Origin of the sequence: Pseudomonas sp. MF6394 (genome assembly GCF_002018845.1) — a bacterium.
In the GTDB taxonomy this organism is placed as follows: domain Bacteria; phylum Pseudomonadota; class Gammaproteobacteria; order Pseudomonadales; family Pseudomonadaceae; genus Aquipseudomonas; species Aquipseudomonas lactis.
In genome coordinates, this window is record NZ_MVOJ01000014.1 from 1 (window position 1) to 15,157 (window position 15,157).

At 61.8% G+C, this 15,157-nt stretch carries 13 protein-coding genes; 9 read left to right on the forward strand and 4 right to left on the reverse strand.

What is annotated here, in order from left to right; genetic code table 11:
• Window positions 1–240: 240 nt before the first annotated feature.
• Window positions 241–753 carry a GNAT family N-acetyltransferase gene (locus tag MF6394_RS15925; RefSeq protein WP_047710892.1) on the reverse strand — a complete coding sequence of 171 codons (513 nt, stop codon included), beginning with the start codon at window positions 751–753 and terminating at the stop codon, window positions 241–243.
• Between the two features lie 227 nt (window positions 754–980).
• On the opposite strand from MF6394_RS15925, the gene MF6394_RS15930 reads away from it, so the two are divergent.
• The 4 genes from MF6394_RS15930 to MF6394_RS15945 all read left to right on the forward strand — a co-directional run bounded on the left by MF6394_RS15930 (window position 981) and on the right by MF6394_RS15945 (window position 5,207).
• Complete coding sequence (locus tag MF6394_RS15930) at window positions 981–1,952, forward strand: helix-turn-helix transcriptional regulator (protein ID WP_044273880.1); 972 nt, start codon at window positions 981–983, stop codon at window positions 1,950–1,952.
• 97 nt (window positions 1,953–2,049) lie between these two features.
• Entirely contained in the window at window positions 2,050–2,922 is an 873-nt protein-coding gene (locus MF6394_RS15935; RefSeq protein ID WP_078467026.1) for a transporter, read from the forward strand.
• A 21-nt stretch (window positions 2,923–2,943) separates the two neighbouring features.
• Window positions 2,944–4,098 (forward strand): MFS transporter, encoded by a 1,155-nt coding sequence (locus tag MF6394_RS15940; protein WP_078467027.1) that lies wholly within the window; start codon window positions 2,944–2,946, stop codon window positions 4,096–4,098.
• Entirely contained in the window at window positions 4,095–5,207 is a 1,113-nt protein-coding gene (locus MF6394_RS15945) for a class II histone deacetylase (protein WP_078467028.1), read from the forward strand. Before MF6394_RS15940 ends, MF6394_RS15945 begins: the two co-directional genes overlap by 4 nt.
• Here MF6394_RS15945 and MF6394_RS15950 read toward each other — a convergent pair.
• Window positions 5,197–6,336: a glycerate kinase gene (locus MF6394_RS15950; RefSeq protein ID WP_078467029.1), complete on the reverse strand. Its 1,140-nt coding sequence runs from the start codon at window positions 6,334–6,336 to the stop codon at window positions 5,197–5,199. The genes MF6394_RS15945 and MF6394_RS15950 overlap by 11 nt on opposite strands.
• 327 nt (window positions 6,337–6,663) lie before the next feature.
• On the opposite strand from MF6394_RS15950, the gene MF6394_RS15955 reads away from it, so the two are divergent.
• Both MF6394_RS15955 and MF6394_RS15960 read left to right on the forward strand, forming a co-directional pair.
• Entirely contained in the window at window positions 6,664–8,460 is a 1,797-nt protein-coding gene (locus tag MF6394_RS15955; RefSeq protein WP_078467030.1) for an esterase/lipase family protein, read from the forward strand.
• Complete coding sequence (locus MF6394_RS15960; RefSeq protein WP_078467031.1) at window positions 8,448–9,680, forward strand: T6SS immunity protein Tli4 family protein; 1,233 nt, start codon at window positions 8,448–8,450, stop codon at window positions 9,678–9,680. Before MF6394_RS15955 ends, MF6394_RS15960 begins: the two co-directional genes overlap by 13 nt.
• Before the next feature lie 32 nt (window positions 9,681–9,712).
• On the opposite strand, the gene MF6394_RS15965 is transcribed toward MF6394_RS15960, so the two are convergent.
• On the reverse strand, window positions 9,713–10,816 hold the full coding sequence (locus tag MF6394_RS15965) for a sugar diacid recognition domain-containing protein (protein WP_034135022.1): 1,104 nt from the start codon (window positions 10,814–10,816) through the stop codon (window positions 9,713–9,715).
• A 157-nt stretch (window positions 10,817–10,973) separates the two neighbouring features.
• Here MF6394_RS15965 and MF6394_RS15970 point away from each other — a divergent pair, with 157 nt between their 5' ends.
• The gene (locus tag MF6394_RS15970; RefSeq protein ID WP_078467032.1) at window positions 10,974–12,284 is read left to right on the forward strand and encodes an MFS transporter; all 1,311 of its coding nucleotides are present in this window, start codon (window positions 10,974–10,976) and stop codon (window positions 12,282–12,284) included.
• Between the two features lie 48 nt (window positions 12,285–12,332).
• On the opposite strand, the gene MF6394_RS15975 is transcribed toward MF6394_RS15970, so the two are convergent.
• Entirely contained in the window at window positions 12,333–13,037 is a 705-nt protein-coding gene (locus MF6394_RS15975; RefSeq protein WP_069558599.1) for an SDR family oxidoreductase, read from the reverse strand.
• A gap of 101 nt (window positions 13,038–13,138) precedes the next feature.
• On the opposite strand from MF6394_RS15975, the gene MF6394_RS15980 reads away from it, so the two are divergent.
• Together MF6394_RS15980 and MF6394_RS15985 are read left to right on the forward strand one after the other, a co-directional pair.
• Window positions 13,139–14,041, forward strand: coding sequence for a LysR family transcriptional regulator (locus MF6394_RS15980; RefSeq protein WP_078467033.1), 903 nt, complete (start codon window positions 13,139–13,141; stop codon window positions 14,039–14,041).
• An 82-nt stretch (window positions 14,042–14,123) separates the two neighbouring features.
• Window positions 14,124–15,134 carry an aldo/keto reductase gene (locus MF6394_RS15985; protein ID WP_078467034.1) on the forward strand — a complete coding sequence of 337 codons (1,011 nt, stop codon included), beginning with the start codon at window positions 14,124–14,126 and terminating at the stop codon, window positions 15,132–15,134.
• Window positions 15,135–15,157: the final 23 nt, after the last annotated feature.

The window sequence follows — 15,157 nt, forward strand, 5'->3', positions numbered from 1 at the left end:
ACCCGTGTGGGAGCTGGCTTGCCTGCGAAGGCGGCGATTCAGTCAAAGATTCAGCGGCTGACACGCCGCTATCGCGGGCAAGCCCGCTCCCACAGGGGATCTGTGCCGGGCGCTGATTTTGTGGGCAATGCATGACCCGTGTGGGAGCTGGCTTGCCTGCGAAGGCGGTGGTTCAGTTAAAGATTCAGCGGCTGACACACCGCTTTCATCGAAGTTGTATAGATCCCTATGCTTACCGGATCAAGCCAATGTGCGCAGGCGCGCCATGCTGAGGGTGTCGACAAACACACCATCACGCAGGGCATAGTCGCGCAACCGCCCTTCCACTTCGAAGCCGAACTTGCGGTACAGGTTGTGCGCAGCTTCGTTGTCGGCGTAGACCGTCAGTTCCACACGGCGCAGGTTCATCCAGTTGTCGGCCACCTCCAGCGCGGCCGCCAACAGCCGCGAACCGACGCCCTTGCCCTGCCAGGCGGGCGCCACGCCCATACCCAATGAGCCAACGTGGCTCTGGCGTACGCGCAGGTACTGCTCAAGTCCCAATTGGCCAATCACCTCAGCGCCCTGCAACGCCACCAGTTGCAGGCGCCGCTCGTTATCCATCACCAGGCGCTTGCGCCACATCTCAACCGACTGAAAAGGCATTTGCAGCACCTGACGGCACACAGCCGGTTCGTTGTAGAGCGCGGCGACGCCCTCCAGGTGGGCCTCGGTAAAACGCTGGATCACGATAGACGGTTCAGGCACGTGCATTGCATTTCATCCTATGAAAGACAGGTGGCCGGCCAGTGTAGAGGCTAAGTCGCCCACCTGACGAGCCGGAGTTTTCCCACGGGCCAACCAGCACCATCCTGCATCTGAACGATGGCGATCCCTGCGCGCAGCGCCGATACTCAGCCCAGGCCCTGCCCCGTCAACCCGACGCTTTGGCCTTCACCCTGTGACGAGAACAACAAAAAAAGTCCCACAGAGGAACACCCATGAACCGTCTCGATCCCGCGAGCCTGTTACAGGCTTTCAGCACCCTGACCCTGGACCTGCAACGCCTGGCCCAACACCAGGACATCGAACACTTTCAACACCATGCCCTGGCGCGCCTCAACCACTTGCTGGCCTTCGACAGTGCCTGGTGGGGGCGCTCGGCGGTCATCGACGGGGTGCCGCACGAACACAACAGCTACCTCCACCAGTTGCCCCCCGACTATCTGGCAGACTGGCAGTCGATCCGTCATCTGGACGTGACCGTTGCCCGGGTGCATGCCTCGCCCGGCGAGGCGGTGATCATCGATATGCGCGACCCCGCCAACGGCAGCGCCTTGAACTGGTTGGGGCAACGCTACGGCTTGGGTGAATTGCTCTGTGTGATCCATATCGACGCGCAAACCCACCTCAGCCACCACCTGACGCTCTACCGCCAGCCCACCGCGCCCACGTTCAACGCGCAGGATTGCCAGTTGCTCAATAACCTGATGCTGCACCTGGTGGCGGCGGTCTCGGCGAACCAAATCCGCACCTTGGTGGCCATGCGTGAAACCCTGACCAGCCCGCGCAATCTCGCCCTGGCGGTATGCGACCCACGGGGAGTGTTGCAATGCGCCGAGCGCGGGTTTGTCGACCTGCTGCTCAGCGAATGGCCGCAATGGTGTGGCCCCACCCTACCGGTGCCGCTGGACGAGCGCGGGCATGACGGTAAGCACATCCATATCCAGGTGTCCCCCGTGGGCGACCAATTGCTGCTGGCCGCGCGCCTCAACCGCGCCCTGCCCCAGCTCAGCCCACGGGAAAACGATGTGGCCCAAGGCTTTGGCGAGGGCAAGACCTACAAGGAAGTGGCCCGCGACCTTGGACTCTCACCCAATACCGTGCGCCACCATATTCGCGCCATCTACACCAAGCTCGGCGTCAAGGACAAGGCACGCATAGCGCACCTGGTGCACGCCCCGCCCGACTGACCCTGCCCGTTTCTCCCACGGTTTACCACGGTCGTTTTTTAACGGTCACGGGCTGCTGTTGCCCTTTTTTCGGCCTTCTCACACGAGACGCTTCTTCATGACTTCCACATGCTTACGTAACCTGACAGCGCTGTGCGCCACCCTGCTCGGCCTCGACAGCCAGGCGGCCGACCTCAACGCCCGCGACTTTTTCGCCGCCCCACCGGGTACCAGCCTGGGTGTGTTGTACCTGCCCGCCACACGTGCCGGGGACTTCCATGGCCCCGCCGACAGCACCGGCAAGGCCGACCTGCGGGTCAACGCCGTGGCTTACCGCCAGGTGTATTTCACCGACGCCTGCGGCACGTTGTGCACGCCACAATTCATCCTGCCCTTTGCCGACATCAACGCACGCTTGCCCGGCGCCAATCAGCGCAGCCGCGAGCGCGGCCTGGGCGACCCACAGGTGGGCGGCACGCTGTTTTTCGTCAATGACCCCGCCTCGCGTACCTACAGCGGCCTGTTGAGCCTGATCACCGTGCCGGTGGGTGAGTACCACAGCCAAAACCCGGACGTGTCCCCGGGTGCCAATCGCTGGGGCGCCACCTTTGTCTACAACTACACCCACGGCATCGGCGAAAAATGGGTACTGGAAGCCAACCTGGAAGCCCAGCTCTATGGCCGCAATGACGATTACTTTGGCAGCGAACTCAAGCAAGCGCCGCTGTATCGCTTGCAGGCCTTCGCCTCGTATGACTTCAGCGCCGCCACTTACGGCGCTCTGCGCCTGATCCAGGCCGACGGTGGCGCGCTGCGCCTCAACAACCGCCGCCTCGACGACACCCACAAACGCTATACCCAAGTCGGCTTCGAACTCGGGCATTGGCTCGACCGGCAAAACCAACTGATGGTCAGCCTTTCGCAAAACGTTGCGGCTTCCAATGGCTACGCCGGCACCGAGGCGTTGTTACGCCTGGTGCATGTGTTCTGACCCCTTTCCTGGAGCTTGAAAATGCCCATTTCCACCCCTGCAATAACGGCACGGCTGGCGGCGATCGTGCTGTTTGCCGCCCTCACCCCGACCATCCTGATGACCGCTCCGGCCGTGGCCGCGCAGTTAGCCAGCCAGTGGCAACTGAGCCCTGCGCGCATTGGCGACTTGTTTTCCGTGGAACTGGGCGCCATGAGCCTGGCGACCTTGCCCGCCTGGTGGTGGCTCAAGCGGGTTGACTGGCGCACCGCCGCCCGGGTCGCCGCGCTGTTGTTCATTGCCGCTAACCTGCTGTCGATGCTCGCCGACACCTACGTCGTGCTGCTGGTGTTGCGCGGTGCCAGCGCCCTGGCCGGCGGCTCGTTGATGATCCTCTGCCTGGCCAGTGCCGCCACCACCGCCAACCCCAGTCGGGTGTACGGCTTATGGGTGATGGGGCAGTTGGTCGTCGGTGCCCTCGGCCTGGTGGCGCTGCCTGGCTTGTTCGAACGGTTTGGCTTGAATGCCTGCTACCTGATCCTGGCGGGGTTGATGACCCTGCTGCTGCCATTGGCGCGGGCCTTTCCTGCCGGTAGCCCTGCGTTGCCCGCCAGCCGCGCCCCGGTCTTGCCCGGTTCACGCTGGAAAGCCGCCCTGGGGGTTGGCGCGGTCCTCGCCTTTTACATCAGCCTGGGGGGCGTATGGACCTTTATCGGTGCCTTGGGCGCCAGTGCCGGGATTTCTGCGCAGCACAGCGGCGAGATTCTCGCCATCGCCACCGTAATGGGTATTGCTGGCGCTGCGAGCGCCTCACTGATCGGCGCTCGCCTGCCCCGTGGCGCGCTGTTGTTGCTGGGCTACACGTCAATGGCAACAGCGGTGATCCTGTTGCTCGGCCAGCCTGCATTACTGCGGTTCGCCCTGGCCGCCCTGCTGTTCAAATTCACCTGGACCTTCATCCTGCCGCTGATCCTGGCCTGCCTGGCCGACCTCGATCACAGCGGCAAGCTGATGAACGCCTCCAACTTGGTCATCGGTGGCGGCCTGGCCATCGGCCCGGCGCTCGCCGGCCGCCTGATCGAAGCCAGCGGCGGGTTCAGCCTGTTGCTGCTCGGTGCTGCCGCCATCACCTTGCTGTCGCTGGTGATGATCGTCGCCAGCCGTCCCCACTCCCCCACTGAACTGGAACCGGTATGAACCTGACCACCGCATTTTTTTTCGACGAAATGAGCCTGTGGCACAGCGCCGGCGCCCATGCGCTGACCCTGCCCGTGGGCGGCTGGGTGCAGCCGCCGGCCGGCAGCGGGCATGCCGAATCACCGGAGACCAAGCGCCGCTTGAAAAGCCTGTTGGATGTCTCCGGACTCAGCCGCCACCTGCACCAGCATAGCGCGCCGCCCGCCAGTGAAGAGGACCTGATGCGCGTCCACAGCCGTGCTTACCTGCAGCGTTTCAAGGCATTGAGCGATGCCGGCGGCGGTGAGCTTGGCCCCCAGGCACCGATTGGGCCGGGCAGCTATGAGATCGCGCAACTGTCCGCCGGTTTGACCCTGGCCGCCGTGGAAGCGGTGCTCAAGGGCCAGGCGCACAACGCCTATTCGCTGTCGCGGCCACCGGGGCATCACTGCCTGGCAGACAGCGCCATGGGCTTTTGCTTTCTCGCCAATATCGCCATTGCCATCGAGGCCGCCAAGGCGCGCCACGGGCTGGGCAAAGTCGCCGTGATCGACTGGGATGTGCACCACGGCAACGGCACGCAGTCGATCTTCGAAGAACGCGCCGATGTGTTGACGATTTCCCTGCACCAGGACGGCTGCTACCCGCCCGGTTACAGCGGCGAGCAGGATCGCGGCCGGGGCGCCGGCCTGGGCGCCAACATCAATATCCCGTTGCCGCCAGGCAGTGGTCACGCCACCTACCTACAGGCCATGGAGCGCATCGTGCTGCCCGCCCTTGAGCGCTTCGAACCGGAGTTGATCATCGTTGCCTGCGGTTATGACGCCAACGCCGTCGACCCGCTAGCGCGCATGTTGCTGCACAGCGAATCGTTCCGGTTAATGACCCGCGCCCTGCGTCTGGCAGCCGATCGCTTATGTCAGGGCCGCCTGGTGCTGGTGCACGAAGGCGGCTACAGCGAAGCCTATGTGCCGTTCTGCGGCTTGGCGACCCTGGAGGAATTGAGCGGCGTGCGCACAGCGGTGCAAGACCCGATGCTTGAGTTTGTGCAATTGCAGCAACCCGGTGCGGCGCTGCAGGGGTTTCAAGAGCAGTGGGTGGAGCAGCTGGCGCGCGGGGTCAGCGAGTAGCTGCCAGGCGCCATACCCGCGCAATGTCCGAGGCCCGCTCACTCAACAGGCGCGGGGCCTCGTGGCAGGCCTGCTCAAGTGACATCGGCCCCGACGGCAAGGCGAACGCTGCATCCACACCATGAGCGTACATCTGCTCGTAGCCGTCGCCCAAGGTGCCCGCGATCACGATCACCGGCACGCCATGTCGCTGGGCAATGCGCGCCACGCCAAACGGGGTTTTGCCACGCAGGGTCTGGGCGTCGAAGCGGCCTTCGCCGGTGATGACCAGATCGGCGCCACGCACCGCTTCATCCAGGCCAACCAGTTCAGCCACCACCTCGACCCCCGGACGAAACTGTGCACCGAGGAACGCCTTGGCGGCAAAGCCCAGACCACCGGCGGCGCCGCTGCCGGGTTCGTCGCGCACATCCCGGCGCAGCACCTGGGCGCAATGGTCGGCGAAGTGGCCAAGGGCAGCGTCCAGTTGTGCCACTTGTTCGGGGTTCGCGCCTTTTTGCGGGCCAAAAATCGACGAGGCACCGTGAGGGCCGCACAGGGGATTGTTGACGTCGGCGGCGATTTCAAAACGCACCTGCGCCAGTCGCGGGTCGAGTTGTTCAAGGCTGATATGGGCCAGACGTGCCAACGCCAACCCACCCGCCGGCAGTGGCTGGCGTTCGCTATCCAAGAGCTGCACGCCAAGGGCCTGCATCGCCCCCGCTCCGCCATCGTTGGTGGCACTGCCGCCAATCGCCAGGATAATGCGCTGCGCCCCGGCATCCAGCGCGGCGCGGATCAACTCGCCGGTGCCATAGGTGGTACTGGAGCATGCGTCGCGCTGCCCCGGCGCAACGAGTTGCAAACCGCTGGCCTCGGCCATCTCGATCATTGCGGTATGGCTGTCGGCCAGCCAGCCCCAACGCGCCTCGACGCTGTCGCCCAGCGGGCCTCGGACCGTTTGCCTGCGCAGCTCACCCTTACACGCCGCGAGCACCGCATCCACCGTTCCTTCCCCGCCATCAGCCATCGGGCATTGAAGCACGTGCGCATCCGGCCAGACCTGGGCGCACCCACCGGCAATCGCCTGGGCGACGCCTGCGGCACTCAGGCTGTCTTTGAACGAGTCGGGGGCGATCACGATTTTCATGGGCTTTCTCCGGTTTTTATAACGCCCATGCTGCCAGTTGGCTGGGGGAATGACGCGGGGCCGATGCACAAGTGTGGATGGGGTTTTGTTGTTCATTCCTACAAAGTGACACGCCGCGATGAATAAACGCCAAACCTACGGGCCGGCTTGTTTGATCTATCTGTCAGCAACGACTTTCAGCAGTGTAGGACGCCTCTTTAATGCGCACGCTCCCTTGAGGCTCGCAATTGCACGCTTATAGAGTGTGGCCCAGAAGATTCCAGACAATATCAATCCGGGGGGCTCCACGCCGAACGGCAGCAGCGCCCTCGATTCAGGGAGAATTTCATGGCCGATACCTCTCAAATGCCACGCATAGCGCCGCTCTCTTATAACGCCCGGGGCAACCCTGTGCATACCTGGACCCTCACGCCCAGCCATATCACCGACCCGGTGCACTGCATATTGCCGCCGGACGGGGTGCTGCCGGTGATTTTTGTGCCGGGGATTATGGGGTCGAATTTGAAGAGCAAACCGGAGAAAGGAAAGGGAAAGAATAAGGCGGCTCCCGTCTGGCGGTTGGATGCGGGGTTCATGGGTAAGAATATGTGGTTGGCCCTGAACTGGATAAACAAAAAGGCGGGTATACGACAGCAACTGTTGCACCCCGCCAGGGTAGAGGTTGATAACAAAGGCGCGGTGCCGGAGCGCTCTGTCGGCACGGTCATAGTGCCGCCAGAACCGGACAGGAAAAAAACCATCCTGGCTCTGACCAAGCGCTACGAAGAGCGCGGATGGGGCGAAGTCAGCGAAACCAGCTACCACGCGTTTCTTCTGTGGCTTGAAGACACCCTTAACAGCGAATTCATGCCGCACAAATGGCCGCAATTCGACATTCGGCCTGAGCATCCGCACACCCGCAGTGTCGAGCCCGGCCCAGTTCAAGTCACCGAGTTGAAACCTGAAATGCCCATCGCCATGCCCGGGTTGGGCGCTAACCTGGCGGCGCAGTTGCCGTCGATTATTTCGGACGAGTTGGCGGCGCGTGGTGGCTACCGTATGCCGGTGCATGCCTGTGGTTACAACTGGCTGGACTCCAACGAGGAGGCCGCTTCAAGGCTGGCTGTGCGTATTGATGAACTCATGCAGCAGTACGGTCGCAACTGCCAACAGGTGATTCTGGTTACCCACTCCATGGGCGGGCTGGTGGCACGTCGATGCGGGCAGCTACCGGGTATGGCCGACAAAATTGCCGGCGTCGTGCACGGCGTGATGCCCGCCATCGGGGCGCCGGTCGCTTACCGTCGATGCAAGGTCGGCATGCGCGACGAAGATCCCATTGCCGGCGCGGTCATTGGCCCCACCGGTCAGGAGGTCACCGCTGTATTCGCGCAGGCACCCGGTGCCTTGCAATTGCTGCCCACCCAGGATTACGCCCCGGGCTGGCTGCGGCTGATTGACGAACGTGGAGCCCCGGCTATGCCGCGTCAACCGGTAAAGGATCCTTACGAAGAGATTTATCTACGCCGTGACCGCTGGTGGGGATTGTTGCGTGAAGAGTGGTTGGCACCGAAGGATGGGGATCCGATTACGTGGGAAGATTTTGAGGAAAACATGTCGGAAGCGAAGCGGTTCCATCAGAAACTCGCTGGCTCCTACCACCCTCAAACCTACGTTTACTACGGCAACGACGATAAGCACCCCAGTTTCGAATCCATCACCTGGGAAATGCGTCGCGGGTCTCGCCTCAATGGCCCTTATGCCTCAAGCCCGGATGCTTTCACGGTGTCCAGCCTGCAAATGCATGAGGTGCGTGACGACGGGCGAAGCCCGTTGTACGTAGGCGGGCAAGCCGAAAGCGTAATGCCCCCGCGGGGTGACCCCAATGCACCAGTGAAGACCGTGCAGACCAGCTATTGGGAACTGCATTGCCGTATGCAGGACGGCGCTGGCGACGGCACCGTACCGGTGAGCTCCGGCCGCGCGCCGATCAGGCAGGTCCGCCAGGGTTCTGTCCGCCAGCAAGTGCAGTCCCCAGGGTTCGATCATGAAGCCTCCTACGCCAACCCGCTCACCCAACAATTCACCCTCTACTCCCTGATCAAGATCGCGGCGAAAGCCAAGAGGCCTCTATGCGCAGGCTGACCGTTTTTTTTACATGCCTGCTGCTTGGATCGCTTGCAGGGTGCACCACCTTCAAACAACCCAGTGAACAGGAGAAACAAACCGTGCACGAATTGACCAGCAACATGCGCACCTGGGCCCTGGGCCGTGGGCTGGTAGATTTGCCCGCCAGCTGGACGGGGGGCGGGGATGTGAAGTTGTATTACGGGCTGGGGGCTGATCATGCATCCGTTGAAGTGCGGGTGTTGGGCGAGGGTGTGTCACAGCAACGTTTTTCCGCTGCTTTGCAGGAACGGGCCAGCCGGATCGCCGCGGTCAAGAACTATGAGATGGATGACGTATCAATGCTGGTGTCAGCCAAAGCGCAGACACCGCAAAGTGTCATGTTGCAATACTATCGGCGTCCAACACCGCGTCAGACTTTCGTTCACGAACTCCACCTGCTGGTCGATGACGTCTACGTCATGCTCCGAGCTGACTCCTTCAAGGGTAATACCGCTCCTGTTGAAGATCGTCTGTTAAAACTCTCAAAAGAGATCTTCAAAGTCACCCCTGAAACCGCAGGCGCGGGGTTTGCGCTTGGGCCGGTTGTCATTCGCAGTCATCACGATCAGGAGATCGCTAGTTTCGACTTTAGCCCACCAGCCTCAGATGTTTCGCTGAGTATCTATATCAACGCTCTGTCGCCTGATGATGAAGAACGCTTGCACGTCCGCACTCCCAAAGACGGGCAAATTTTTCTCGCAGGGGATTACGAAAATTTGCGGGCAAGGAACATTACGTTGGCCGGCATGCAAGCCGAAGAGTCCCTGATCGGCTTCAGCGATGACACTCACCGTCAAATACTCTTTGTGAGCGAAAACTACCGGGACAATCCTTCGCTGGCTCGGCCTGGCATGAGCATCCGTTTGTCGGCGGGTGGCATGAAAGGAGAGCCAGTTGATCCCAACGAACCCGGAGACCTAGTGCGCTGGACCCTTCCCCAGTTCGCCAACAAAGGCTACGAACTGCCTCTCTGGCAACAACCTGCGTCACCAGAACCCGTTAACCCTTCCCTCACCGACTACGAAGCCATGGCCGTGTGGGATGCAATCCTCAAATCCGTACGCATCCGCTACGGCTCGGTCGTGCCCAAGCCGGACCCCTGGGCCAACATTCGCGGGCCCAGTGCCGAAGAAGCTGCCGAAAGCAAGCGCATCCTCGATGAGTTCATTGCCAGCTTGGAAAAACGTAAGCCGTGACAGGGAGAACAGCTAATAACATCGTGCGAATTTTAGCGTTCGCTCTGGGGCAGCAATTGGACGCCCAGGTACAAGGCAAGCATCCCATCGAGCGTCAGCGGGTCCACGCCGCTGAGTTCAGCGATTCGCTCCATGCGGTAGCGCAGGCTGTTGCGGTGAATGCCCAAGGCGTCGGCACACGCCTGGCTTTGCCCGTCGTGTTCACACCAACTGCGCAACGTGGCGAGCAGTTGCCCGTTGCTGTCCTTGGCCAACACTTTGCGCAACGGATTGAGCAGTTCGTCCAGGGCGTCGTCGTTGCGATGACGCCACAGCATCACCGGCAGGCGATAACGGTTGAGGGTCAACAGCCGTGATTGCGGCAGGATATCGCGGCCATAAGCGAGCAGATCACCGACCCGGCGGTAACAGCGGCGCAGCCCCGCCAAACCTTCCGCTTGCCCGCCGATGGCCACGCGCAGGACGTTCCAGCCCAGGCCGTCGAGCTTTTCCAACAAGCGGGGATTATCGACCTGCACCGCGGCGGGTCGGCACCACAGCAAGGAAAACTGCGCAGAACTGACGCACCAACTGTCCGGGTAACGGCTGGCGAGCCAGGCGCTCAAAGCCTCCGCCGTTTGGCCGGGGCCCAGTTCAAACAGGTACGGCGTGCGCGCCAGTTGTGGCTTGAGCCCCAGTTGCTGGGCTTCGTCCACCAAACGTGGGGAGTCGCCGCTGTCGGCCAACAGCAGGGCCAGCAGATCATCGCAGCGCTGGCGCCGCCATTGTTGCTCGGCTTGCTGGTGGCGTTGGCTGACCAGCATTTCAGCGGTCATGCGCACCAGTTCGGCATAGGTGCGCAGCCCATCCGGCTCGCCGGTGATACCCAGCACGCCGATCAGGCGTTGATCATGCAGCAGCGGCAGGTTAATGCCCGGCTGCACGCCCTTGAGATGCTTGGCGGTCTGCCCGTCGATTTCCACCACCCGCCCATTGGCCAATACCAGTTGCGCCCCTTCGTGACGGGTATTGATCCGCTCCGGTTCACCGCTGCCCAGGATCAAGCCCTGGCTGTCCATGACATTGACGTTATACGGCAGGATCGCCATGGTGCGATCGACAATCTCCTGCGCCAGGGCATGATCCAGCTCGAACATGGGGCTAATTTCCTGAAAAAGGTTGTTCACCGGCACAGCGCAAAGATGGCTTGACTGTGCGCCAGCACAAAGACAGTTGCCCATCACGTCATCGAGACTGTTGGGGCGGTCAACGTTACCCTCGCACCGCGAAAAATCATAATAAAGAGAGAATCCCATGTCACAGAGCGCCACTGCCGCACTGGCCAGCGATGACGATAAAAACGCCATCTACAAGCGCGTTACCCTGCGCCTGATCCCCTTCATCTTTATCTGCTACCTGTTCAATTACCTTGACCGGGTAAATGTTGGCTTTGCCAAGTTGCAGATGCTCGATGCATTGAAATTCAGTGAAACCGTGTACGGCCTCGGGGCCGGGATTTTCTTTATCGGCTATGTGCTGTGCGGCGTACCGAGCAACCTGGCGCTGACCCGGTTTGGCCCGCGGCGCTGGATCGCGTTGATGATGATCGTGTGGGGTACGCTCTCCACATGCCTGCTGTTTGTAACCACGCCCACGCATTTCTACACCCTGCGCCTGCTCACCGGTGCCGCTGAGGCCGGCTTCTTCCCCGGTGTGGTGTTGTACCTTTCGCAGTGGTTTCCGACCTTCCGCCGTGGGCGGATCATGGCGCTGTTCATGTCGGCGATCCCGGTTTCAGGTTTGCTCGGCAGCCCGTTTTCCGGCTGGATTCTCAATCACTTCGCCGCAGGCCAAGGTGGCTTGGCGGGCTGGCAGTGGATGTTCCTGCTGCAAGGCATCCCGACTGTAATCCTCGGCGCCCTCGCCTATTTCTTGCTCAGTGACAGCTTCGCCAACGCCAAGTGGCTCAAGCCCCATGAGCGTGCAGTGCTGGAAGCCGACCAAGCCACGGACCTGGCGAACAAACCCAAAACCACCAGCGACTCCCTGGCCGAAGTGTTCAAGAACCCCGCGATCTGGGCGTTCGGCCTGATCTACTTCTGCATCCAGAGTGGCGTGTATGCGATCAACTTCTGGCTGCCGTCGATCATCAAGAACATGGGCTTCAGCGATAACCTGGTGATTGGCTGGCTCAGCGCTATTCCGTATCTGCTGGCAGCGGCGTTCATGCTGCTGGTGGGCCGCTCCGCCGACTTGCGCAAGGAGCGCCGCTGGCATTTGGTGGTGCCGATGTTGATGGGCGCCCTCGGCCTGGTCATCGCAGTGAACTTCGCCACCACGCCGGCCATTGCCATCCTCGGCCTGACCATCGCCACCATGGGCGCCCTGACCGGCCTGCCGATGTTCTGGCCGGTGCCCACCGAGATGCTCAGCGCGGGTGCGGCGGCGGGTGGCTTGGCGTTGATCAACTCCATGGGGCAGATGGCGGGTTTTCTCAGCCCCTATATCGTGGGTTTTGTGAAGGATGCCACCGGGTCTACGGATGTGGCGTTGTACCTGCTGGCGGCCGTGATTGTGGGTGGGAGTGTGTTGGCGTTGCGGATGACGCGTACGCTCAAGGCCTGACGCCTTCAAAGTGGGAGGGAGCTTCTCCCTCCCACTTTGGTCATGTATTTACAACAGCCCGCCACCATCGATATCAACCACTGCCCCGGTCATAAAGCCATTTTCCATGGCTAGCACATACCCCGCCGCCACTTCTTGCGCCTGCCCCACCCGCCCAACCGGCAACCCTTGGCCCGCCTTGGCAAACATCGCCAAGCGCTGCTCTTCGCCAAGCCCTGCGTAGGCCGGTGTGTCTATCACCCCCGGGCTGATCACATTGACTCGACGCGGCGCCAGTTCTTTCGCCAGTTGCTTGCCCAAGGCCTCGGTCGCAGCGTTAATGCCCGTCTTGATGAACTGCCCTGCCGCCAACTTGCGCCCCAGTTGGCCCGAGGTCAGGGTGATGCTGCCCTGTTCATGCATAAAGGGCAGCGCGTGTTGAATGGCGCGTAGTACGCCCCAGAGCTTCACATCGAAGTTGTCCTGGGCTTCATTCAGGTCGGTTTCAATCAAAGCCTTGGCCCGTACTGAAGGCCCCGAGGTGTAGACCAGATGGTCAAACCGCCCCACGGTTTCGAACAGTTGCTTTAAAGAGGCGCTGTCGGTGACGTCCACCGGCTCGCTGCGCAGGCCGTTGGCGGAACTTGACGCCAAGCGGCGCCCGGCCACGACCACCTTCGCGCCGCGCGCCAAGACTGCCTGGGCCACTGCCGCGCCGATACCGCTGCTGCCGCCGATAACGATGATGGTTTTGCCGCTCAGAGAAGAGGTCATGAGAAAACTACCTGGGTCAGAAAGTGAGCGTTCATCTTCCCAGCTTGGTAATCGATTAAAAATCCGGGTAAAACGACAAGATCTTTAAAGGATTTTTATCAATGAGCTCGATTCTGGACCTTGAAGTCTTCGTGCGCAGTGCCGACACCGGCAGCCTCACGGCCGCCGCCCGTGGCCTGGGCCTCACGCCAGCGGCGGCGAGTATTGCGCTCAAGCGCCTTGAGACCCGCCTCGGCATCCGTCTGCTCGCCCGCTCCACCCGCAGCATGCGCCTGACCGAAGAAGGACGGCGCTACCTGGACAGTGTGCGGGTGGCGCTGGAGGCGTTGTCGGAAGGCGAGCACGCCATCAAGCAACAAGGCCAGAGCCTAAGTGGTCTATTGCAGTTGGCCGCGCCCTCGGACTTTGGCCGCAATGTGCTGCTGGGTTGGCTGGACGAGTTCAAGCTGGAGCACCCTGATATCCGCTTGCAACTGTTGCTCAACGACAGCAATGCCGACTTGTTTCGCGACACCGTCGACATTGCCTTGCGCTTTGGCGTGCCGAGGGACTCCAGCCTCGTGGCCCTGCCGGTGGTACCCGATCACCATCGCATTGCCTGCGCCAGCCCCGACTACCTGGCGCGCCACGGCACACCGCTTAAGCCCGAAGACCTGGCCCACCACAGCACGCTGCGCTATATGCGCCGCGGCCAGGCCAATAGCACCTGGTATTTCCGCCAGGGGCCGTTGCTTCAAGAAGTCGAGGTGAGCGGTGACTACCTCAGCGATGACGGCGAGATTGTCCGCCGCTGGGCGCTGGCGGGGCATGGCATTGCCTATAAAGCCAACCTGGATGTGGCCCGTGATATCCAGGCTGGACGGTTGGTACCCTTGCTACCCGACTGGCAAGGCGAACCCGCGCCGTTCAACCTGATGTGCCCGCACCGCCTGCAAGTGTCGGAACGCGTGAAAGTGCTGCACCGTTTTTTACAGGCGCGCTGCGTGACTTTGCTACGCACATGAAGAAATGCGCACAGGGCTTGTTCCAGAGCGCTCGGGTCTGGTATTGCATCACTTACATTTTGCCTGCCATGAGGAGCTTTGCATGATTTACCGCACATTGGGCCACTCCGGGTTGAAGGTCAGCGCTCTGACCCTCGGCACCATGATGTTTGGCGAACAGACCAGCACCGAAGATTCGCTGCGCATCATCGACAAGGCCTGGGACCAGGGCATCAATTTCATCGACACCGCTGACGTGTACACAGGCGGGCGCTCCGAGGAAATCGTCGGTGAGGCGATTGCACGCAACCGCCACGATTGGGTGGTGGCCTCCAAGGTCGGCTTCGGCCCTGCCGATGGCGTGCCCAACCGCAGCGGTTTGAGCCGCAAGCGTATGTTCACAGCCCTGGACGCCAGCCTGGTACGCCTGGACACCGACTACCTGGACATCTACTACCTGCACCGCGAAGACCACGACACGCCGTTGGAGGTGACCGTGTCCGCCATCGGTGACCTGATCCGCCAGGGCAAGGTCCGCTACTGGGGCCTGTCCAATTACCGGGGGTGGCGCATCGCAGAAGTGATCCGCGTGGCTGAACGCCTGGGGGTTGATAAACCCATCATCAGCCAACCGTTGTACAACATCGTCAATCGCCAGGCCGAGGTGGAACAGATTACCGCTGCAGCGGCTTATGGGCTGGGCGTGGTGCCTTACAGCCCGCTGGCCCGAGGGGTGCTCAGCGGCAAGTACGCACCGGACGTCACGCCTGAACCCGGCAGCCGTGCCGCGCGCCAGGACAAGCGCATCCTGGAAACCGAGTGGCGGGTTGAATCACTGCGCATTGCCCAGCAGATCCAGCAATACACCCAAGGGCGTGGCGTAGGGATTGTCGAGTTCGCAATCGCCTGGGTGCTGAACAATGCGGCGGTGAGCTCGGCGATTGTGGGGCCACGGACCGAGGCGCAGTGGGACGCCTACACCGGCGCGCTGGCGGTGAAGATCAGTGCCGAAGACGAGGCGTTCATTGATTCGTTGGTCACACCGGGGCATTCGTCCTCGCCGGGGTTCAACGATGTCGGGCATTTTGTATCCGGTCGGTTGGCACGCCTGTAGACTGCCGACGAAATAATCGGCTT